Source organism: Brucella cytisi, assembly GCF_038433355.1.
Classification (GTDB): Bacteria; Pseudomonadota; Alphaproteobacteria; order Rhizobiales; family Rhizobiaceae; genus Brucella; species Brucella cytisi.
The window spans coordinates 90,368-112,333 of record NZ_JBCAUP010000008.1; the positions used below are offsets into that span (position 1 = coordinate 90,368).

The following is a 21,966-nucleotide window of genomic DNA, read 5'->3' on the forward strand; positions in this document are numbered from 1 at the left end:
ATTTTAATTTTATTAATATTTACTTCAAAATATATCGCGAAAATTCGATGAATATTTTCATTGGGATTGTTAATTTAATCTGTTCTCTGTTCCGGCGAAATATGGAACCGAACGCCCTCTTGTTCAGTTATTGCGGCTAACAAGCCGAAGGTTACAACACGGCTAAAGAGGGGTTCATGGAGAGTATCGACCGTCCGGATTCTGCGGTGCGTCCGATCGCGTCGGCGCCGCCACGCCTGCCCACTCTGGCGGCAATGGCTGTAGCCGTTGCCATTCTCTACTTTGCAAAAGACGTCTTTCTGCCTCTTGCCATAGCGGTACTGCTGACATTTGCGCTTGCGCCGATTGTCGCCTTTCTGCGCAGGACCGGTCTTCCACGGCTGTTCGCGGTGATTACGAGTGTGGCCGGTGGTTTTCTGATCGTCGCAGTCTTCAGCGCCGTCGTTGCTTTTCAGGTCTCTGAGGTTGGACAAAATATCTCAATCTATCAATACAACATTATCGAGAAGATCAGGACACTGAAGGAAGCGGGCTCCGACAACAGTTTCTTTGACAGGCTCAACCGTTTTGCTGAGCGTATCGGCACGGAAATCAACAGGCCGGAACAGAAGACACGGGCACTTCCTTCGGATCAGCCGGAGGAAAAGCCGCTACTCGTCCAGATATTCGCGCCTCGCCACCCGGTTGAAACGCTCCGGAGCATAATCGAACCGCTCATCGGCCCGCTGGCGACGACGGGTCTCGTCGTCGTTGTCGTGATTTTCATGCTGCTCGAACGGGAGGAGCTGAGGGATCGCTTCATAAGGCTCGTTGGTTATGGCGATCTTCACCGAACGACGGAAGCCTTGCAGGATGCAGGAAAGCGGGTTGGCCAATACCTGCTGACGCAGCTTGTGGTGAATATCACTTACGGCGTGCCGCTCGCTTTCGGGCTTTGGATTTTGGGCATCCCCAACGCCGCCTTATGGGGAATGCTGGCAATCGTTTTGCGGTTCGTTCCCTATATCGGCCCGGTTATCGCGGCGATCCTGCCGCTGTTCCTTGCCTTTGCCGTTGCACCCGGCTGGAGCCTGCTCCTCTGGACGATCGGGCTCTTCGTTATCATCGAGCTTCTCATAAACAATGTGATCGAACCTTGGCTTTATGGTTCTCGCACCGGCCTTTCGCCGCTTGCAATCATCGTTTCGGCCATTTTCTGGACTTGGCTCTGGGGACCGGTTGGCCTGGTCTTGTCGACGCCTCTGACGGTCTGTCTCGTGGTGTTGGGGCGTCATGTGCCGCAATTCGAATTTCTGGAAATCCTGTTCGGCAACGAGCCTGTGCTCGATCCGAAGGAACGTCTCTATCAGCGGCTCCTGGCAGGAGATCCGGATGAGGCCACGGATAATGCCGAGGAAATGCTGGAACGGAAATATCTGGTCGAGTTTTATGGTTCGGTCGCGATCCCGGCGCTCCTGATGGCAGAGCGGGACCGTCTGCGCGGTGTTCTAACCGAGCCACAATTGCAGATCGTTGAAGAAAGCACAAAGACGCTGGTGGCCAATCTGGAGCAGATTGCGAGCGAGGAGGAGGATGGCGAAGAGATCTCGATTGAGAATCCCGATGGCGATGGCAGCCCATCCGATCTGGAACTTCCCTCCGGCGAAGGCCGGTCGCTGCTGACATTCGGGGGACGGAAGGGGCTAGACGACACTGCCGCGATCATGCTGGCGCAGGTCCTCGCCGTACAGGGCGCCGCGGCAGAAGCCGTCGTGCATGATGCGCTCAAGCCCGCCAATCTCAGGGCGCTGGATATTTCCGGCAGGGATACGCTGATAATCTGCTTTCTGGATCAGCAGGCGGCGCGTCACGCCCGGTTTGCCGTACGTCGTCTGCGACGGCTGCGGTCCTCTTTGCGCATCGGCGTGGTGCTGTGGCATGACCCGAACGAAGCACGATCCGTTGATCGGGAGGCGATGCGGGAAGAAATGCAGGCGGATTTTGTCGCCTGCACCATGATAGAGGCCGTCGTGGAAGGGCTCTCTGAAATCGATCCGACGCCCTTGAAGGCGGCAAAAAAAATGGTTCGCGCGCGGTCACGCAAGATGATCACTGCAAAACCGGCCTAGATCGCGGCAAAGCCTTTTTCGAGATCTGCAATGAGGTCCGGCACGTCTTCCAGGCCGATCTGCAGGCGGATCACCGGTCCAGGATAGTTACCCTTGGCTACGGTCCGCTCATCTAGGCGAACATGAACGGCGAGGCTTTCATAACCGCCCCAGGAATAGCCGAGGCCGAAAATCTCCAGCGCATCGAGGAAAGCATGGGCTTCCTTCTGCCCACCGCTGGCAAGCACAATGGAGAAAATGCCGGCAGAACCGGAGAAGTCCCGCTTCCAGATTTCATGACCCGGATGGCTTTCCAGTGCCGGATGCAGAACCCTCTCGACAGCCGGGTGGCTTTCAAGCCAACGGGCGACGTCCAGTGCGCTCTTGCGGTGATGTTCCAGCCGCACGCCCATTGTGCGCATGCCGCGCAGGATCTGGTAGGTATCGTCAGCCGATGTACACAGTCCAAGCGTTCCGTGCGTTTCCAGAAGCTGCGGCCAACATTTTTCATTGGCCGAAATCGTGCCAAACAGAATATCGGAATGGCCGGACGGATATTTGGTCGAGGCATGGATGGTAATGTCCACGCCGAAATCGAGCGCTTTGAAGTAAAGCGGGGTAGCCCAGGTATTGTCCATCATGACGATGGCGCCACCCTTGTGCGCTTCTTCGACGATGGCTGGAATATCCTGCATTTCAAACGTGTTCGACGCCGGTGATTCCGTGAACACGACTTTGGTGTTCGGGCGCATCAGCTTGGCAATGCCAGAACCGATCTCCGGATCGTAATATTCGACTTCCACGCCCATGCGCTTCAGGATCGTATCGGCAAAATGACGCGTCGGATTATAGATCGAATCGACAAACAGCACGTGATCGCCGGGCGACAGGAATGCAAGAAGCGGAACGGTAACAGCAGCAAGTCCGGACGGGACGCAGACTGTACCCGCCGAACCTTCGAGCGCATCGATGGCCGCGCACAGCGCATCGCTGGTTGGAGTGCCGCGCGTGCCGTATGTATATTTCTGGCCACCGGTTGCCATCGTCTCTGCATCCGGGAAAAGAACGGTTGAAGCGCGGACAACGGGTGGATTGACGAAGCCATGGTAGTCGCGTGGCTGATAACCGTCGTGAGCGAGCCGTGTGTTTATACCCAGCTTCTCTGTCTTGCCCTGCTGCTTAGTCACGAAAATGCCTCCAGACCATGTTGCATCCTATCCCACCGATTCTCGAACGAGAGGATTCTGCCGGGGCGCATCAAGGTCGGCTGCGGCAAAAAGATCTGCGATTCCGTTTGCGGCGGAGACTTTGAATACTTGGATAGGATGCGCGCGTTCCGGATGCAACCTCGCGTGCAATTTATTGCGTAAGAAGCTTTTGAAAGGATATTTGTGTTATGATGGCGTCCAGCACGGGAAGCATTTTTCTTTATCCCTTTCGCGTGGCGCTGGAACTCCTTCAAGCTCTTTTGCGCCCGGCTTACAAGGGGGCGCCATCCTCCTGGACGCTTGAAATGACGGCAATTGTCGTGCTTCTGCCCTTCATTATTCTCGTGCTGCACCTGTGGGATGCCGACATCATTCGCGCCACGGCGCAAAGCACCAATTTCATCATGGAATTCCTGCGAAAGGTTACGGATGCGATTCGCACCATCGTCTGGCTGGCCATAGGCATTGTCGTGTGGGTCATCACAGCGATATTGCTGTCTCCGAAACTGCGTGCTGCGGCCAGGCCATGGTTCGTCACGCTTCACAGCTGGGCAACACTGGTGCTGACCTCGATCATTGTCGCAAGCGTACCAGTTGAAATCGGCAAACTCGCCATTGGCCGGGCGCGCCCATTTTTGCTCGATGAGGTGGGAGCCGCCTATTTCTCACCGTTCAAAGGCCAGTTTCTTTATGAAAGTTTCCCATCCGGCCATTCCATGATGGCAGGCATCATGATGGTTTCGCTTTGGATATTCCTGCCACGCTGGCGCATCCTTACCGTCCCGGCATGTTTTCTCTTCGGGATCAGCAGGCTTGCCGCCGGTGCGCACTATCCGACCGACGTCGTCGCGGGTCTGACAATCGGATTCTTGGCGACATGGTGGGTTGCGCGTTATATGGCGACGCGAAATATTATTTTTTCTTTGGATGGCGAAAGCACGATGCCGCACGTTTGATTTCTATCAAGGGTTGCTGTCCGTATGGCCCATCTAGGGTGGTAGTCACATTTAACCAATTGTATTAATTGAGTTATAATGCCGTATTCAAACTGGCAGCGGCTTAACCTTCTCCGAAGAGGACTCCTACCCAGAAATCGGGAAATCGTGTAAATTTTCAAATATTTCTCACCCATCTTTTTTGGAGGTCAGCTCGCCGGGCTACGTTATTGCCTTGACCAAAGGCAATTTTTCGCCTTCGATAAGACCCGTGAAGGCGGCAGGTTTGTCACTGCGCTCAAAAACAAGAATCGAAGACTGGAAAGCGGTCTCGGGCGAGGGGCAGCCTGCTGTATGGCATGGGCTTGGGAGGTCACACGGCTTTTCCGACCGGTTTATGCAAAAATAAAGCAACAAGAGATGCTTGAGCCAAAGGTTCAGCGCTCTCCAGGGAACAAAAGGTTGCAGGCCAGATGAAAAAAACTCTTATGACGGGTGTATTGGGTGCGGCGGCGCTGTTTGGCGTAGCTTCGGGAGCATCCGCGGATACGCTTTCCGATGTGAAGGCGAAAGGTTTCCTGCAGTGCGGCGTTAATACGGGTCTGCTTGGCTTTGCTTCGCCCAACGACAAGGGTGAGTGGTCCGGCTTTGACGTAGACTATTGCCGCGCTGTGGCTTCTGCGATTTTCGGCGATCCAACCAAGGTGAAGTTCACGCCACTGAACGCCAAGGAGCGTTTCACGGCCCTGCAGTCGGGTGAAGTGGACGTCCTGATCCGTAACACGACCTGGACGATCAGCCGCGACACTGCGCTTGGCCTTGATTTTGCTGGCATCAACTACTTTGACGGCCAGGGCTTCATGATCAATTCAAAGAAGCTGTCGGGCATCAATTCCGCATTGCAGCTTTCCGGCGCTTCCATCTGCGTTCAGGCCGGTACGACGACCGAGCTGAATATGGCCGACTATTTCCGCGCCAATAAGATGGAATATAATCCGGTGGTCTTTGAGAAGATCGAAGAAGCCAACGCCGCCTACGATTCCGGTCGTTGCGACGCCTATACGACCGACCAGTCCAGCCTTTACGGGGTTCGTCTGGCGCTTGCCAATCCGGACGATCACGTCATCCTGCCGGAAATCATCTCCAAAGAGCCCTTCGGTCTGACCGTTCGTCAGGGCGATTCCAAGTGGGCGGACGTCGTTCGCTGGACGCATAATGCGCTGCTTAACGCCGAGGAATACGGCATCACGCAGGCCAATGTCGAAGAGATGAAGAAGTCCGATAATCCGGACATCAAGCGTCTTCTCGGTGTGGAGGCAGACACGAAGATCGGCACGGATCTCGGCCTCGACAACGATTGGGTCGTGAAGATCGTCAAAGGCGTCGGCAATTACGGTGAAATCTTCGAGCGCAATATCGGCGCCAGCAGCCCGCTCAAGATTGCACGTGGCATCAACGCCCAGTGGAACAAGGGCGGCCTGCAATACGGCGTCCCTGTGCGCTAACGGGCCTTACTCTCCAGACTGATCATCGGCGGGTGCAACTGCGCCCGCCGGATTTTTCGGCTTTGCAGTTTGTCCGTTTGCTACCGGCCTTGCATCATGCGGGCAATTGAACGCTGACAAGCTGCTTTTTGGAATTTAACCGCGTCTTGCTGGCCCGCAAGCTCGAGATGAGCCTGAATTGGGGACGGCAAGACCGAACGGTTCGGCATTCGATGTCTCGATTTCAGGAATTGCTCCGCAGATGCGATCAGCCCTTCCTGCTTGACGTCGATGCAGCCAGCCGAGAGGCACAGGAAACATATGGCTTCCTATTCTGCAACTGAACGTCGCCAGGACAGCGGCGGAACTTCGCTCCTGTACGATCCGCGGATTCGCGGCATCTTCTATCAGGTCATTGTCTTTGGTGCGGTCATTGGCGCCATCTACTGGATTGTCGGCAACACGATCACCAATCTGCAGCGCGCAAACATTGCGTCCGGCTTCGCCTTCCTCAATGGGCGTGCCGGGTTTGATATCAGCCAGACGCTTATTCAGTACAACAGCGATTCGAACTATGGCCGGGCCTTTCTGGTCGGCCTCGTTAATACGCTTTACGTGGCCTTGCTCGGTGTCATTACGGCATCGATCATCGGGTTTCTGGTTGGTATCGGGCGTCTTTCGCGCAACTGGCTGATCCGCAAGATCTGCACGGTTTATGTGGAAGTATTCCGTAATATTCCGCCGCTGCTCGTCATCTTCTTCTGGTATTTCGGCGTTCTGTCGGTCCTGCCGCAGGCCCGCGACAGCTTCGCGCTCCCGCTCGGCACTTACCTGAACAATCGCGGCTTCTTCATGCCATCTCCTATATGGGGTGAGGGGGCGTGGCTTCTGCCGGTGGCGCTTCTTGTCGGCATCGTGGCTTCGGTCATCGTTGCACGCTGGGCAAAACGTCGCCAGATGGCAACGGGTCAATCCTTTCACACGATACGCGTGTCCGCCGCCCTGATTATCGGCCTGCCGATACTGGCGCTGATCGCGACCGGTTTTCCGGTTTCGTTCGACTCACCGAAGCTTGGAACTTTCAATCTGACCGGCGGTGCGCAGATCAAGCCAGAGTTTCTGGCTTTGTTTCTGGCGCTTTCCTTCTATACGGCGTCCTTTATCGCTGAAACGGTTCGCGCCGGCGTTCTGGGCGTCAACAAGGGGCAGACCGAAGCGGCTTATGCAGTCGGGCTCCGTCCCGGCCAGACGATGCGTCTCATCATCGTGCCGCAGGCGCTTCGCATCATCATTCCACCGCTCTCAAGCCAGTATCTCAACCTTATCAAGAACTCGTCGCTCGCCATTGCCATTGGCTATCCCGATCTTGTCGCTGTCGGCGGCACGATTCTCAACCAGACCGGTCAATCGGTCGAAGTCGTGGCGATCTGGATGGTGATCTACCTGGGCATCAGCCTGATTGTGTCGGGCCTGATGAACTGGTTCAATGCCAAGATGGCGCTGGTGGAGAGGTGATCATGGAAAACGCAGATCTCCAATATGTCCGCTCGCAGATGGTGGATGGCGAAGCGCCGCCACGCTCCGTGCAGGGCATCTCGCACTGGCTGCGCGTCAACCTGTTCGCGACGCCTGTCGATGCGGCGCTGACCATTCTCGGCCTGTTGGCCTTGGCATGGTTCCTTCCTCCGGTCATCGAGTGGCTGTTCGTCAAGGCCGTTTGGACCGGTGCGGATCGCACGGCCTGTCTGTCTGTGGCGCAGGGCGGCACGCAACCGGAAGGTTGGTCGGGTGCATGCTGGGCATTCGTGAATGCGAAATATGAACAGTTCATCTATGGCCGCTATCCGATTTCGGAACGTTGGCGCGTCAATCTGACGGCGCTGATCTTCGTCGTTCTGCTGGTGCCGCTGCTGATTCCGAAGGCCCCGAAGAAGGCTCTCAATGCGATCCTGTTCTTCTTCGTGTTCCCGATCGTCGCTTTCTTCCTGCTGGTCGGCGGCTGGTTCGGCCTTCCTTATGTGGAAACGCCGCTGTGGGGTGGGCTTCTGGTAACGCTCGTCCTGTCCTTTGTCGGCATCGCCGTGTCGCTGCCACTTGGTATCGTGCTCGCACTCGGACGTCGTTCGAAGTTGCCTGTCATCAAGACTTTTTCGATCATCTTCATCGAGATGGTGCGCGGCGTTCCGCTGGTGACGGTGCTGTTCATGGCCAGCGTCATGCTGCCTTTGTTCCTGCCGCCGGGCGTGACTTTCGACAAACTCCTGCGTGCGCTCATCGGTGTGGCGCTGTTCGCTTCGGCCTATATGGCGGAAGTCGTGCGTGGCGGTCTCCAGGCAATCCCGCGTGGACAGTATGAAGGTGCGGATGCGCTGGGTCTCAGCTACTGGCAGAAAACGGGACTTATCGTTCTGCCGCAGGCGCTGAAGCTGGTCATTCCGGGTATAGTCAATACCTTCATCGGTCTCTTCAAGGATACGAGCCTTGTCTACATCATCGGCATGTTCGATCTGTTGGGCATCGTCCGTCAGAACTTTTCCGATGCTAATTGGGCTTCTCCACAGACGCCTGCCACCGGTCTAATCTTTGCGGGCTTCGTTTTCTGGATTTTCTGTTTCGCAATGTCGCGATACTCTATATTCATGGAACGACGGCTCGACACGGGTCATAAACGATAAGAATAAAGGGAATAATGGAAATGAGTGCACAAAACGCCCTCCCGCAATCCGAGCTGGGAATGGATGTTGACCGTTCAAAGATGCAGGTTTCCAAAACCGATGTCGCCATCGAAATCACCAATATGCATAAGTGGTATGGTGAGTTTCACGTCCTGCGTGACATCAATCTGAAGGTCATGCGTGGGGAGCGCATCGTTGTTGCCGGACCGTCGGGGTCGGGCAAATCGACCATGATCCGCTGCATCAACCGTCTGGAAGAACACCAGAAGGGCAAGATCGTCGTCGACAACATCGAACTGACTAACGATCTCAAGAAGATCGATGAAGTGCGCCGCGAAGTCGGCATGGTGTTCCAGCATTTCAATCTCTTCCCCCATCTGACCATTCTGGAAAACTGCACGCTCGCGCCGATCTGGGTGCGCAAGATGCCGAAGAAGCAGGCGGAAGAAATCGCCATGCACTATCTGGCCCGCGTGAAGATCCCGGAACAGGCCAACAAATATCCGGGCCAGCTGTCCGGCGGCCAGCAACAGCGCGTGGCAATTGCCCGTGCGCTGTGCATGAACCCGAAAGTCATGCTGTTCGACGAGCCGACATCGGCTCTCGATCCGGAAATGGTGAAGGAAGTTCTGGACACGATGGTGAGCCTCGCTGCCGAAGGCATGACCATGATCTGCGTGACGCACGAAATGGGCTTCGCCCGTCAGGTTGCCAACCGCGTGATCTTCATGGATCAGGGACAGATCGTTGAGCAGAACTCGCCGGACCAGTTCTTCGACAATCCGCAGCACGAACGTACCAAGCTGTTCCTGAGCCAGATACTGCACTAATCAGGATAGTGGCCTGAAACCGAAACACCCGCCGGTTCGCCGGCGGGGGTTTTGTTTATGCGTCGTCGGTGCGTTCGCAAAACTGGATGCGATTGCCGAAGGGATCGATGACCGCCATCACGCGGCCCCAGGGTTCATTCTCGATCCCCGGCCGCATGAAACCGTAGCCGCGTGCATTGACCTCTTTGTGCAATTCCTCAACACCTTGCATGCGCACGAAAATATTGGCGCCCGGACTTCCGTCGCCGTGATGCTCGCTGAGATGCAGTACCAGCGCGCCGCGGGATAGCTGCATATAGAGTGGCATTCCTTCGGCAAATCGATGCTCCCAATCCAGATTGAAGCCCAGAAAGCCAAGATAAAATTCACGGGCCTTTTCAATGTCGAAAATGCGAAAGATCGGACAGGTCTGTTCGAACTGGATTGCCATTCTGGAACGCCTTTGCGACTGATTGTTCCGTAAAGCGGAGGAGAAGCAGTGACTGATTTTCGTTGGGTAGAAAAACTCGCGCCTGAGCAATATCGCGAATTTCATGAGTTTTACAGTAAAGAATGGTGGACGGCAGAGCGAACGCTCGATGATGTCATGCACATGCTGGCCCATTGTGATCTGCTTCTATTCTGCCTCGACGCAGAAAGCCGGATCGCAGGTTTCGCCCGTGTCCTCAGCGACTTCACCTTCAAGGCACTTATCTTCGATGTGATTGTGTCAGAGAAGCATCGTCGACAAGGCCTGGGGCAGGCTCTTGTCGAACAGGTTCTCAATCATCAGAAGCTGAAGCGTGTGAAAAGCTTCGAGCTTTACTGTCCGGAACGGCTTGTACCCTTCTACGAGAAGCTTGGCTTTGTGAAGGGCGCATCCTCGTTGCTTTTCAATCAGCGTTAGAACACCGATCTGACTGGATCGGATCGGTGTTCTAAGTATTTGTTTCGTCGCATTGCCTTATGCAAAACCGCGTCGCACTTTTGTTGGAAATCCTCTAATCCTCGACAAACCGGCGCAGGCGCTGGAGAGCATCATCCCACTGGCCGGAGACGTTTGTGAGATAGGCACGGGCGTCGATCAGTGGTGCTGGATGCAGGCGAAACCTGCTTTCCCGTCCGACCTTTTCCCGTTCGACCAGATTTGCCTGTTCCAGCACGGACAGATGCTTGGTGACGGCCTGCCGGGTGATGCTGCCATTTTGCGACAGCACCACAATCGAACGGCTTTCACCATCACTCAGGGTTTCGATGAGGGCCAGCCGGGTCGGATCGGCGAGCGCTGCAAAAACCATGGACATGTCCATACCGGTCATCTCTGGCCTATCGTTCATTTTCGACGTGTTTTTTTATGTTGCCGACCTGTTCCTCCCAGCCCCCTTCGTTCATCCGTAACGCCAGCGGGCGACGTTCGGCAGGCAGGGCATCGAAACCGCTTTCGACCACCGTCAGCCGCGTTCCGGCCTCAATCGGCTCCAGTTTGAATTCCACCAGCGTCGGAAGTTCCTTGGAATAGTCGATGCTGTGGTCCACCGCATAGGGATGCCATGTGAAGGCAAAATAGCTCGGAGCCTTCATTTCCTTGATGAAGGATTCCCAAGGCTCGTGTTCGAAACCGGGATAGGTGATATGGCCGGTTGAACGGGTGCCGACGATGAAAGGCCCGTCGATCTTGACCTGAAACCAAGCCCCGAATTCTCCATGGTCAGTGAGCGCGCGCCATACACGGTCGATCCCTGCATGAATGTCGATGGTCTTCACGATGCGATCAGTATTGTTTGCAACGGTCATGATATGCATCCTCCGTAATTGGCAACTTAACGGTTGCGAATATAGAGCGATTGATAATACAGGCAACTAAAAAGTTGCATATCTATTCAGGTGCCGGAGCCTTGTCGGGAAGCGGGAACAACGTCACGAGTTTTTCCGCAAGGGTACGGTTGCCTATGACCTTGAGAACATTGGCGCTTTCCAGCGATGAAAGGGATTGCCCGCCATAGATGGCGGCAGCCAGCATGCGCGGCGAACTTTCGAAATGCAGATCGTATTTCTGCGCTGCGCCGCGCTCTATCCGAATTCCTTCATCGTTCAGCTGTGCAGTAAAATCTTCTCCGTCCAGACGGAGACCGATCACGGCGCGCATGCCAAGAGACCTGTCATGATCCATCATGGTTCGGAGCGAAAGCAGGAAAGAAGCAGTTGAAATCGGCAGGTTTGGATCGTGCTTTGGCGAACGAGCGGCCCAACGACCCAACGTCTGAAGGATAGGTTCGCTCTCATAGCCCCATTTAGTCAGTTCATAGACCTGCACCGATGCGGGCGGCGGAAGTTTTGTCTTGCGAAGAATGCCTGCTTCTTCGAGCCCTTCAAGCCTCTGCGTGAGGACATTTGCACTCACTCCCGGCAGGTCAGCGCGCAGATCGCTGAAGCGTTTGGGGCCGAACATCAATTCGCGCATGACCAGAAGCGACCAGCGTTCTCCAATCAAATCAAGGGCATGGGCCGCAGCGCAGGCATCGTCATAACTGCGTTTGGTGGCTGGCTTTTCTGGTTTAGTTATTTTTTCTAACTTCATAGTTGCTAATTATAACTTATATGCCATTATGTACAAGCAAAGTTTGAGTTCTTCTGATGCCAACTGCGTGAATTGTTTTACGCCCGGAAGACTCAAGCATCGATTGCATGTCGGGCTTCAGACTCATGGCTCGAACTTATCGCCGGGGGAGCCGGGCAGGCGATAGATAATCGTAAAACGAGAGCGGGCCATCTGGCCCACTAATGGAGGAAATCTTATGCCGAAAATGATATTCGTGAACCTGCCAGTGAAGAATGTTGCGCAATCGACTAGCTTCTATGAAGCCATCGGGGCTACCAAGAACCCAATGTTCTCGGACGAAACGGCCTCCGGCATGGTCTTTTCGGACACGATCCACGTGATGATCCTTGACCACGAAAAGTTCAGCCAGTTTACGCCGAAGAAGATCGCTGATGCCAACATGGTCAGCGAAGTGCTGGTCTGCCTGTCGGCTGAAAGCAAGGCAGAAGTCGATACCACTGTTGAGAAGGCGGTAAACGCTGGCGGAAAGGCCGATCCGGGCCCGAAACAGGATTACGGCTTCATGTATGGACGCAGCTTCGAAGATCTCGATGGCCATATCTGGGAGATAATGTGGATGGATATGGAAGAAGCCAAGAAGGTCATGGGCTAGAGCACTTCCAGAAAAACGGAAAGAACAAACTCTTGGAGCGCCCTGCGTCGTTACGGATGCACAAAGAACGCTCCATCCTACTAACCCTTTAAAACAACGCATCGTGCTTTCCGAAAATCGATTCCGATTTTCGGGACCGATGCGACGGGAGGAGAAAATGTCAGGTCTGACAATCTGTCTCTGGTTCGACAAGCAGGCCGAAGAAGCGGCGAACCACTATGTCTCGATCTTCCGTTCCTGCGGAAGGTCGGCGTCTGTCGATGGTTTCATCCGGTTTGAGCATGCACACCAACCCGAAGGCACCGATGTGGTGGTTGCGAACTTTACGCTAGACGGGCAGGCGATATCTGGTCTCAACGGTGGACCGACATTCAAGTTTTCCCCGGCAGTCTCGCTCTTCGTCCAATGCAAGGATCAGGTGGAACTGGATATGTTCTGGGAGAAACTTATGGAGGGTGGAGCACCCATGGAATGCGGCTGGCTAACGGATAAATATGGCTTCTCGTGGCAAGTGGTGCCGCAGATGTTGCTGGATGTCCTGCAGAACGGCTCTGACGAACAGCGCCAACGGGTGGCTGATGCCGTAATGAAGATGGTCAAGCTAGACATTGCGACGCTTGAAGCAGCACGCGACGCAGCTTAATATCGCACGGTCGCAATGGCATCATAGCCATAGAGCCAGTCCAGATCCTTCAGGAAACTTTCCGGGCTGCGCATGGCGAAGAGCGTGTTGCGGGCAAGCGCGAAAATGCCGGTGGCGTGATAGGCGAACCTGTTCAATTGGCCACGCTTGGCAACCGCAGCGATCCGCTCCTTGCGGGCGTTATCGAAGTGCTTCAGTCTAGTCGCGTGGTCGCCGCCGTCCAGCGCTTCGGCAAGGGCTGCCGCATCCTCGATAGCCATGGCGGCACCTTGCGCCGCAAAAGGTGTAACCGCGTGCGATGCGTCACCGAGAAAAATCGTCCGGTCCGGCCCAACGAAATGAGCGTCTGCCATTTCGAAAAGCGGCCAGTAGGTCCACTCGTCAGCTGCCGCCAGAACATCGCGAACGGGAGCACCCCAATCCGCATAGATGGAGCGCAAACGGGTCGGATCGCCGATTCTGGACCAGACTTCACCGGGGTTCTCGCCCGTTGTGATGGCAACGAAATTGAAGAAACTGCCGCCCTTGACCGGATAGGCGATGAAATGCGCCTGCCTGCCAAGCCATGCTGAAACGGCGTTCCTCGTCCTCATGGCGGATAAAAACGATGCGGGGAGAGCTTCGGCGGCAAGAGTTGTGCGCCAGGCGATATGGCCGCTGAACCGTGCCTTGCTGAAACCTGCCTTCGAGCGCTCCACCGACCAAACACCATCGCAGGCGATCAGATAGGCGGCGTCGAGGTTTTCTTCAGAATTGTCTTGGCGGATGGTGGCTACAACTGCGCCGTTTTCGACGCAATGATTTGTGATTTCAGCGCCGAGACTGATCTCGATGCCGGGCTCTTCACGGCAGGCATCGAGCAATGCGGATTGCAGATCGGCGCGATGGCAAACGGCATAGGGATGGTGCCAGCGCTGACAAGCCTTGTCGCCGAGCTTCATTTCCATCAGCGGACGCGCTTTACGCCCATCCATGAGGTAGAGTGCTTCCGGCGTTACGGCTTGTGCAGAAAGACGGTCTGCAACGCCGAGCCGTTCCAGATGGCGCATCGCATTGGGCGCGAGTTGCAGGCCAGCGCCAACTTCCGAGAGGGTCTCAGCTTTTTCTACAAGCCGGACATTCCAGCCGCGTGCTGCCAGTTCCAGTGCGGTCGACAGACCGGCAACTCCGGCCCCGGCAATCAATATACGCCCTTTGCTCATGTCGATGAGATCATCCGGCATTCAGCCCCGTCAGGCTGCCCAGATTAGGCAGCTTTGTCGGCGGGTGCTTCGTAAACGCAGCCAGCCGGAACGGTTTCATCGGCATGGAGCTTGGCGTTGTAGCGATAGAGGGTCGAGCAATACGGGCAAACGACTTCACTTTCATCACCCATGTCGAGAAACACGTGCGGATGATCGAAAGGTGGGTTTGCACCGACGCACATGAATTCCTTCACGCCGATTTCGATGGCCGCATGGCCGGCGTCGTTCTGAAAGTGAGGAATAATGTGATCGGACATAATATGCTCCGGTTCTGGTCGATGGGCGGTACGAGCATGGTCTTGGACCGGGTTCCGGACAAGATCATGCATAGACATTGGCATGCGTGTACCGCGAAAGTCTTGTTTCCGGAAGCGTTTTCATCAATTCTGAGGACATTTCAAGCTAATTGCTATCAAACTGTCATATGACAGCCATAGGCTTAAGGCAGAGCCGGAATGTTCCGGCGGAAGTCTGGACAGGAAAAATGAGCGAAAACAGCGTTATGGCGAGCGAAACCCCCAGCGCACCTCAAGGCGGAACACACGAGATGACAGCCGAATTAGCCCCCAGCCCAACCATCGTTTCTGACATGGATGCAGGCCCTGGTGCTCACAAAGCTTTGAACGGCGAGTTGATGCAAAGTGCCGATCGCTTCGTGAATCGCGAGTTTTCCTGGCTGCAATTCAACCGACGCGTTCTCGAAGAGGCAGCGAATATGCGGCAGCCTCTGCTCGAACGCCTACGCTTCCTGTCGATCTCCGCCGCCAATCTCGATGAATTCTTCATGGTCCGCATCGCCGGCCTCGCCGCACAGGTTCGTGCTGGTGTGGCGATGCGCAGCGCCGACGGGCGCACGCCACAAGAACAGCTCGATTTCGTTCTGGATGAAGTAGGGCGCTTGCAGGAAGAGCAGCAGGAACGCCTGCGCGTGCTGCGCGAGGAACTGGAACAGGACAGCATCGAGATCGTTCGCCCGTCTGCGCTTTCAAAGCCGGAGAAGGAATGGCTTGAAAACCACTTCCTCGAAACGATTTTCCCGGTTCTGACGCCGCTCTCCATTGATCCGGCGCATCCGTTCCCGTTCATTCCGAACCTCGGTTTCTCCATCGCCCTGCAACTTGCGCGGCGTGCCGATAATCATCCGATGACGGCGCTTCTGCGCATTCCGGTCGCGCTCAAGCGCTTCATTCAGCTGCCGACAGATCAGCAGAACACCTACCGCTTCATCACCATTGAGGATGCCGTGAGCCTGTTCATCGGGCGGCTTTTCCCCGGTTATGAAGTGCGCGGTGCCGGTACGTTCCGCATCATTCGCGACAGCGATATCGAAGTGGAAGAAGAAGCGGAAGACCTCGTTCGTCTTTTTGAGACAGCTCTGAAGCGCCGCCGTCGCGGTCAGGTGATCCGCATCGAGTTTGACGGCGAAATGCCGGAAGCGCTGCGCGTCTTCGTCGCGACGGAACTTGGCGTTTCGGAAAACCGGATCAGCGTGCATGAAGGTCTTCTGGCGCTCAACATGATTTCCGAGATTGTTTCGATCCCGCGCGAAGACCTGAAATTCGTGTCCTACAATCCGCGTTTCCCTGAGCGTATTCGCGAGCATGGCGGCGATTGCTTCGCAGCGATTCGCGAAAAGGACATTGTGGTCCATCACCCGTATGAATCTTTTGACGTGGTGGTGCAGTTCCTCCGGCAGGCCGCAGCCGACCCGGATGTGCTGGCGATCAAGCAGACGCTTTATCGCACCTCCAATGACAGCCCGATCGTGCGCGCATTGGTCGATGCTGCAGAAGCGGGCAAGTCGGTAACGGCGCTGGTCGAGCTGAAGGCACGCTTCGACGAGGAAGCGAATATTCGTTGGGCACGTGATCTGGAGCGCGCAGGTGTTCAGGTGGTGTTCGGTTTCATCGAATTGAAAACCCACGCGAAAATGTCGCTCGTGGTGCGCCGTGAAGACCAGAAGCTGCGTTCCTATGTGCATCTGGGCACAGGCAACTATCACCCGATCACCGCGCGTATCTATACCGATCTGTCGTTTTTCACGTCTGACGCAGATGTTGCCCGCGACGTGGCGCATATCTTCAATTTCATCACGGGCTATGCCCAGCCCGCGGAAGAGATGAAAATTGCGATTTCACCCTTCACGCTCCGCGCGCGAATCCTCAAGCACATCGAGGACGAGGTTACGCATGCGAAAGCAGGTCGTCCGGCTGCAATCTGGATGAAAATGAACTCGCTCGTTGATCCACAGATTATTGACGCGCTCTACGTGGCGAGCCAGGCGGGCGTACAGATTGATCTGGTCGTGCGTGGCATCTGCTGCCTGCGTCCAGGCGTTCCTGGGCTTTCCGACAATATTCGCGCCAAGTCGATTGTCGGGCGCTTTCTGGAGCATAGCCGTATTTTCTGCTTCGGAAATGGCAATGATCTGCCTTCCGACAAGGCAATCGTCTATATCGGTTCCGCCGACATGATGCCGCGCAATCTCGATCGCCGCGTGGAGACCCTTGTTCCGATCACAAATGCAACAGTGCATCAGCAAATCCTGTCGCAAATCATGTTTGCCAACATAATTGATAACCAACAGAGCTATCAGCTACTTGCGGACGGCACCTCTCGCCGGATAGAAAAAGAAGCAGGAGAGGAAGCTTTCAACGCGCAGGAATATTTCATGACCAATCCTAGCCTGTCGGGTCGCGGAAAGTCGCTGAAGTCTTCGGCGCCCCGCCTTATCGCGCACCGCAAGCGCGCGCAGGCGGAAAGAAAAACGACTGCATGAGTCCAGCTGTAGCACAAGGCCGCCTCAAGGGACTCAAGCCCGTCGCGGTCATCGACATTGGCTCGAACTCGATCCGTGTCGTCATCTATGAAGGCATCGTCCGTTCGCCGACGGTGCTTTTCAACGAAAAGATACTTTGCGGCCTCGGAAAAGGCCTCGCGAAAACCGGCAAGCTCAACGAGAAGTCCGTTGAAGCGGCGCTTCGTGCGCTGAAGCGTTTTCGCGCGCTGGCCGAACAGGCTGGCGCGGTGTCCATTCACGCGCTGGCGACTGCGGCTGCACGCGAAGCGAAAAATGGCCCGGACTTCATTGCACAGGCGGAAGCCATTCTCGGTCGGCACATCGAAGTGCTGTCCGGCAAGGAAGAAGCCTATTACTCGGCGCTCGGCATTATTTCCGGTTTCTACCAGCCGAAAGGCGTAACGGGCGATCTCGGCGGCGGCAGCCTTGAGCTGATCGCAGTGGATGACCACGAGGTGGGCGAGGGGATCACCTTGCCGCTCGGTGGCCTGCGTCTGCAAGATATGTCTGATGGACGGCTGCCAGAGGCAAGCAAGATTGCGCGTACGGAACTGGCAAAGGCGACGCTTTTGCAAGTACATGAGGGCCAGGTTTTCTATGCGGTCGGTGGTACTTGGCGTAACCTTGCCAAGCTGCATATGACGGCGAAGAACTACCCGTTGCATGTTATGCACGGCTACGAGATGAATCCTGTGGAAGCGCAGAGCTTCCTCAAGCGCGTCGCCAAGGGCAATCTCGACACGATGCGCGGCATTGAAGCGGTTTCGAAAAACCGCCGTCAGCTTTTGTCTTACGGCGCCACGGTGCTGCTTGAGACAATCCGTCTTATGAAGCCCTCCAAAATCGTTTTCTCGGCGCTCGGCGTGCGTGAAGGCTATCTTTATTCGCTTCTACCCAAGAATGAGCAGCGGCTCGATCCGCTGCTGGCCTCGGCTGACGAACTGTCCATTCTGCGGTCACGTTCTCCGCGTCATGCGCGCGAACTGGCAACATGGACGACATTGTCCTTGCCGGTCCTTGGTTTTGACGAAACCGAAGACGAAGCGCGCTACAGGCAAGCCGCCTGCCTCGTGGCTGATATAAGCTGGCGCGCGCATCCCGATTATCGCGGATCGCAGGCGTTAAACATCATCGCTCACGGCTCGTTTGGCGGTATCGATCATGCTGGACGTTCATTCATGGCGCTTGCCAATTATTATCGTCACGAAGGGCTGATCGAAGACGAGATCGCGCCGGAGATCATGCAGCTCGCCACGCCGCGCCTGCGTGAACGGGCAAAGCTGCTTGGAGCCTTGCTGCGCGTGGTCTACCTTCTGTCGGCTTCGATGCCCGGCGTCATCCCACGCCTTGTCTGGCGCGAGGAAGAAAATGGCATTGCGCTTGTCGTGCCGGGAGACCTGGCCGATCTGATTTCGGATCGTCCCGAAGGCCGCTTGCAGCAGCTTTCCAAGCTGACCGGAAAGAACATCTATTTCGCGGTAGGCGACGCGGCTATCGAGGGGACACGAGAGTAAGGCAGTAAGTGAGTAGGACAGTAAGGCAGTATGTTTAACTTAAGCATTAACATATTGCCTTTCTGCCCTATTGCCCTAATCCCCTAATTCAACCGCCCTGATCCGCCGGTTCTCAAACTTGATGCCGATCTTGCCATCAATGAGATCGAGGGCTTTCTGACCGAAAACCTCACGACGCCAGCCATGCAGGGCAGGGACATTGGCCATGTCGCCTTCCGAGGCGATCTTGTCGATGTCGTCGGAGCTGGCCACGATCTTTGCCGCGACGCCGTGCTCTTCCGTCACAAGCTTGAGCAGAACCTTGAGGATATCCGCAGCGGCGGCGCTGCCTTCCGGCGAATGCGACGGCTTCGGCAATTTCGGTAAATCTTCCTTCGGGATTTCAAGCGCGGACTGGATTGCGGCGACAAGCCCTGCAGCCTGTGCCGAACGCTCCCAACCCTTCGGGATCGAGCGGAGACGGCCCAATGCTTCCGCGTCACGTGGTTGCTGCTGCGCGATTTCGGCTATGGTGTCGTCCTTGATGATACGCCCACGCGGCACATTGCGCTCGCGCGCTTCGCGTTCACGCCAGGCGGCGACTGCCTGCACAATTGCCAGTTCGAGCGGCTTGCGAACACGTGCTTTCACGCGCCGCCACGCATCGTCCGGATGCAGGTCGTAGGTTTCGCGGGAGGTCAGCACGGCCATTTCCTCGTTCACCCACTCGCTGCGACCTTCTTTCTCAAGTTCTACCTTCAGATAGAGGTAGATGTCGCGCAGATATGTAACGTCAGCCAGCGCATAGTCGAGTTGCTTGTCTGAAAGCGGGCGGCGACGCCAGTCGGTGAACCGGGACGATTTGTCGATGTGCTTGCCCGTGACTTTCTGGACAAGCTGGTCATAGGAAATGGAATCGCCAAACCCGCACACCATTGCCGCTACCTGACTGTCGAAGACAGGGGACGGTATGAGATCGCCGAGGTGGAAGACAATTTCGATGTCCTGTCGTGCGGCGTGGAAAACCTTGACGATCTTCTCGTCGGCCATCAGGCGGAAGAACGGCGCGAGGTCGAGCCCGGGCGCAAGCGCGTCCACAAGCGCCGTATGGTCAGGCGAGGCCATCTGGATAAGGCACAATTCCGGCCAGAACGTCGTTTCACGGATGAACTCCGTGTCAACGGTAACGAAATCGGATTTGGCGAGGGTGGATACGGCCTCTTCGAGAGCCTGTGTTGTCGTGATCAGATGCATGTCTACCTTTTAGAGCATTTCCAGCAAAAGTGCGAAGCGGTCTTGCGTCGAATAACGCGACAAAACAAAGAGACAGAGCTTTGCCGCTTGTCGCGAAATAATCAGGAACTGGCGCTCCACTTAATACGCGCATAGTGTTTTTTGTCGACACGTTACGTCAAGGTGGTTTAACACCAAAACCCGCAGGGAATGCAGACTTGACAAAACCCGGTCAAAATGCGCTTTTCCGCGAGAATTTAAAGCGTTTCCGTCAGCAATGACTGACTTATTATTCCAAAGGCAGAAATCATGCACCGTTACCGCAGCCATACCTGCGCAGCCCTTCGCAAGACGGACGTTGGTTCGAACGTTCGCCTTTCCGGATGGGTTCACCGCGTCCGTGACCATGGCGGCATTCTCTTCATCGATCTTCGCGATCATTATGGCATTACCCAGATTGTGGCCGATCCCGATTCGCCCGCCTTCAAGGTTGCTGAAACTGTTCGCGGCGAGTGGGTTATCCGTGTCGATGGTGAAGTGAAGGCCCGCGCAGGCGATGCGGTCAATGCGAATCTGCCGACCGGTGAAGTCGAAATCTTCGCAACCGAAATCGAAGTGCTGGCGGCTGCCAAGGAACTGCCGCTGCCGGTATTCGGCGAGCCGGACTATCCGGAAGATATCCGCCTGAAGTACCGTTTCCTCGACCTTCGCCGTGAAACGCTGCACAAGAACATCATGAGCCGCACCAAGATCATTGCTGCGATGCGTCGCCGCATGACAGAAATCGGTTTCAATGAGTTCACCACGCCGATCCTGACGGCCTCCTCGCCGGAAGGTGCACGTGACTTCCTCGTGCCGAGCCGTATTCATGAAGGCAAGTTCTACGCGCTGCCGCAGGCACCGCAACAGTACAAACAGCTTCTGATGGTTGCTGGTTTCGACCGCTACTTCCAGATCGCGCCTTGCTTTCGCGACGAAGACCCGCGTGCGGACCGTTTGCCGGGCGAGTTCTATCAGCTCGACCTTGAAATGAGCTTCGTGACCCAGGAAGAAGTCTGGGAAACGATGGAACCTGTCATGCGCGGCATCTTCGAAGAGTTTGCTGAAGGCAAGCCGGTGACGCAGCAGTTCCGTCGCATTGCCTATGACGATGCGATCCGCACCTATGGTTCGGACAAGCCGGATCTGCGCAACCCGATCGAAATGCAGGCTGTGACTGATCATTTCGCCGGTTCGGGCTTCAAGGTCTTCGCAAATATGATCGCCAACGATCCCAAGGTCGAAGTTTGGGCAATTCCGGCCAAGACCGGCGGCAGCCGAGCATTCTGCGACCGCATGAACTCCTGGGCGCAGAGCGAAGGCCAGCCAGGTCTCGGCTATATCTTCTGGCGCAAGGAAGGCGACAAGCTTGAAGGCGCTGGTCCGATTGCCAAGAACATCGGTGAAGAGCGCACCGAAGCGATCCGCACGCAGATGGGTCTTGAAGACGGCGATGCCTGCTTCTTTGTTGCCGGTCTGCCGTCCAAGTTCTACAAGTTCGCAGGCGATGCCCGCACGCGCGCTGGTGAGGAACTGAACCTCGTCGATCGTGACCGTTTCGAACTGGCTTGGATTATCGACTTCCCGTTCTACGAATGGGACGAAGACAACAAGAAGCTCGACTTCGCACACAATCCGTTCTCCATGCCGCAGGGCGGAATGGACGCGCTGGAAAACCAGGATCCGCTTGCGATCAAGGCTTATCAGTATGATCTCGTCTGCAACGGCTTTGAAATTGCTTCGGGTTCGATCCGTAATCAGCTGCCGGACGTCATGGTCAAGGCATTTGAAAAGGTCGGACTGAGCCAGCAGGACGTGGAAGAGCGTTTCGGCGGTCTTTATCGTGCGTTCCAGTACGGCGCACCTCCGCATGGCGGCATGGCTGCCGGTATCGACCGCGTCATCATGCTTCTGGTCGGTGCAAAGAACCTGCGCGAAATCTCGCTGTTCCCGATGAACCAGCAGGCGCTCGATCTTCTTATGAACGCGCCTTCGGATGTGTCGCCCGCGCAGCTGCGCGACCTGCATATTCGTCTGGCTCCGGTACAGAAGAACTAAAAGCAGACTGTGGAATGAAAAAACCCGGCCTTGAGCCGGGTTTTTT

20 protein-coding genes are annotated in these 21,966 nt (G+C 55.9%); 12 read left to right on the plus strand and 8 right to left on the minus strand.

Annotation, left to right across the window (positions count from 1 at the left end; translation table 11 throughout):
- Window positions 1-176: 176 nt before the first annotated feature.
- Window positions 177-2,108 carry an AI-2E family transporter gene (locus AAE521_RS10010; protein ID WP_342061237.1) on the plus strand — a complete coding sequence of 644 codons (1,932 nt, stop codon included), beginning with the start codon at window positions 177-179 and terminating at the stop codon, window positions 2,106-2,108.
- On the opposite strand, the gene AAE521_RS10015 is transcribed toward AAE521_RS10010, so the two are convergent.
- Window positions 2,105-3,274: a cystathionine beta-lyase gene (locus tag AAE521_RS10015; protein ID WP_342061238.1), complete on the minus strand. Its 1,170-nt coding sequence runs from the start codon at window positions 3,272-3,274 to the stop codon at window positions 2,105-2,107. The two genes, AAE521_RS10010 and AAE521_RS10015, sit on opposite strands and share 4 nt — an antisense overlap.
- A gap of 209 nt (window positions 3,275-3,483) precedes the next feature.
- On the opposite strand from AAE521_RS10015, the gene lpxE reads away from it, so the two are divergent.
- The 5 genes from lpxE to AAE521_RS10040 all read left to right on the plus strand — a co-directional run bounded on the left by lpxE (window position 3,484) and on the right by AAE521_RS10040 (window position 9,219).
- Window positions 3,484-4,251 carry a lipid A 1-phosphatase LpxE gene (gene lpxE / locus AAE521_RS10020; RefSeq protein WP_071631387.1) on the plus strand — a complete coding sequence of 256 codons (768 nt, stop codon included), beginning with the start codon at window positions 3,484-3,486 and terminating at the stop codon, window positions 4,249-4,251.
- Window positions 4,252-4,703: 452 nt separating this feature from the next.
- Entirely contained in the window at window positions 4,704-5,735 is a 1,032-nt protein-coding gene (locus tag AAE521_RS10025) for an amino acid ABC transporter substrate-binding protein (protein WP_071631386.1), read from the plus strand.
- Window positions 5,736-6,035: 300 nt separating this feature from the next.
- Window positions 6,036-7,229, plus strand: a complete 1,194-nt coding sequence (locus AAE521_RS10030) for an amino acid ABC transporter permease (protein WP_342061239.1) — start codon at window positions 6,036-6,038, stop codon at window positions 7,227-7,229.
- A gap of 2 nt (window positions 7,230-7,231) precedes the next feature.
- Window positions 7,232-8,389, plus strand: coding sequence for an amino acid ABC transporter permease (locus AAE521_RS10035; protein WP_071631384.1), 1,158 nt, complete (start codon window positions 7,232-7,234; stop codon window positions 8,387-8,389).
- 20 nt (window positions 8,390-8,409) lie between these two features.
- Window positions 8,410-9,219 (plus strand): amino acid ABC transporter ATP-binding protein, encoded by an 810-nt coding sequence (locus AAE521_RS10040; protein ID WP_071631383.1) that lies wholly within the window; start codon window positions 8,410-8,412, stop codon window positions 9,217-9,219.
- Between the two features lie 55 nt (window positions 9,220-9,274).
- Here the strand turns inward: AAE521_RS10040 and AAE521_RS10045 are convergent, their stop codons facing one another.
- Entirely contained in the window at window positions 9,275-9,649 is a 375-nt protein-coding gene (locus tag AAE521_RS10045) for a glyoxalase superfamily protein (protein ID WP_071631382.1), read from the minus strand.
- 48 nt (window positions 9,650-9,697) lie between these two features.
- Between AAE521_RS10045 and AAE521_RS10050 the strand changes: the two genes are divergently transcribed.
- Window positions 9,698-10,105: a GNAT family N-acetyltransferase gene (locus AAE521_RS10050; protein ID WP_342061240.1), complete on the plus strand. Its 408-nt coding sequence runs from the start codon at window positions 9,698-9,700 to the stop codon at window positions 10,103-10,105.
- 94 nt (window positions 10,106-10,199) lie between these two features.
- Here AAE521_RS10050 and AAE521_RS10055 read toward each other — a convergent pair whose 3' ends face one another.
- The 3 genes from AAE521_RS10055 to AAE521_RS10065 form a co-directional block, all read right to left on the minus strand.
- Window positions 10,200-10,517, minus strand: coding sequence for an ArsR/SmtB family transcription factor (locus AAE521_RS10055; protein ID WP_342061241.1), 318 nt, complete (start codon window positions 10,515-10,517; stop codon window positions 10,200-10,202).
- A 7-nt stretch (window positions 10,518-10,524) separates the two neighbouring features.
- Complete coding sequence (locus AAE521_RS10060; RefSeq protein WP_342061242.1) at window positions 10,525-10,992, minus strand: SRPBCC family protein; 468 nt, start codon at window positions 10,990-10,992, stop codon at window positions 10,525-10,527.
- An 82-nt stretch (window positions 10,993-11,074) separates the two neighbouring features.
- Window positions 11,075-11,776, minus strand: a complete 702-nt coding sequence (locus AAE521_RS10065) for a winged helix-turn-helix transcriptional regulator (protein WP_342061243.1) — start codon at window positions 11,774-11,776, stop codon at window positions 11,075-11,077.
- Between the two features lie 217 nt (window positions 11,777-11,993).
- Here AAE521_RS10065 and AAE521_RS10070 point away from each other — a divergent pair, with 217 nt between their 5' ends.
- Window positions 11,994-12,410, plus strand: a complete 417-nt coding sequence (locus AAE521_RS10070) for a VOC family protein (protein WP_071631378.1) — start codon at window positions 11,994-11,996, stop codon at window positions 12,408-12,410.
- Between the two features lie 157 nt (window positions 12,411-12,567).
- Window positions 12,568-13,053, plus strand: coding sequence for a VOC family protein (locus tag AAE521_RS10075; RefSeq protein ID WP_071631377.1), 486 nt, complete (start codon window positions 12,568-12,570; stop codon window positions 13,051-13,053).
- Here AAE521_RS10075 and AAE521_RS10080 read toward each other — a convergent pair.
- Together AAE521_RS10080 and AAE521_RS10085 are read right to left on the minus strand one after the other, a co-directional pair.
- Complete coding sequence (locus tag AAE521_RS10080; protein ID WP_342061273.1) at window positions 13,050-14,255, minus strand: FAD-binding protein; 1,206 nt, start codon at window positions 14,253-14,255, stop codon at window positions 13,050-13,052. The two genes, AAE521_RS10075 and AAE521_RS10080, sit on opposite strands and share 4 nt — an antisense overlap.
- 44 nt (window positions 14,256-14,299) lie before the next feature.
- The gene (locus tag AAE521_RS10085) at window positions 14,300-14,554 is read right to left on the minus strand and encodes a zinc-finger domain-containing protein (RefSeq protein ID WP_010661074.1); all 255 of its coding nucleotides are present in this window, start codon (window positions 14,552-14,554) and stop codon (window positions 14,300-14,302) included.
- A gap of 290 nt (window positions 14,555-14,844) precedes the next feature.
- On the opposite strand from AAE521_RS10085, the gene AAE521_RS10090 reads away from it, so the two are divergent.
- Complete coding sequence (locus tag AAE521_RS10090; protein ID WP_071631540.1) at window positions 14,845-17,076, plus strand: RNA degradosome polyphosphate kinase; 2,232 nt, start codon at window positions 14,845-14,847, stop codon at window positions 17,074-17,076.
- On the plus strand, window positions 17,073-18,611 hold the full coding sequence (gene ppx / locus AAE521_RS10095) for an exopolyphosphatase (protein ID WP_342061244.1): 1,539 nt from the start codon (window positions 17,073-17,075) through the stop codon (window positions 18,609-18,611). Before AAE521_RS10090 ends, ppx begins: the two co-directional genes overlap by 4 nt.
- Window positions 18,612-18,686: 75 nt before the next feature.
- On the opposite strand, the gene rnd is transcribed toward ppx, so the two are convergent.
- Complete coding sequence (gene rnd / locus AAE521_RS10100) at window positions 18,687-19,844, minus strand: ribonuclease D (RefSeq protein WP_071631374.1); 1,158 nt, start codon at window positions 19,842-19,844, stop codon at window positions 18,687-18,689.
- Between the two features lie 288 nt (window positions 19,845-20,132).
- On the opposite strand from rnd, the gene aspS reads away from it, so the two are divergent.
- Window positions 20,133-21,920 (plus strand): aspartate--tRNA ligase, encoded by a 1,788-nt coding sequence (gene aspS / locus AAE521_RS10105; protein ID WP_071631373.1) that lies wholly within the window; start codon window positions 20,133-20,135, stop codon window positions 21,918-21,920.
- Window positions 21,921-21,966: the final 46 nt, after the last annotated feature.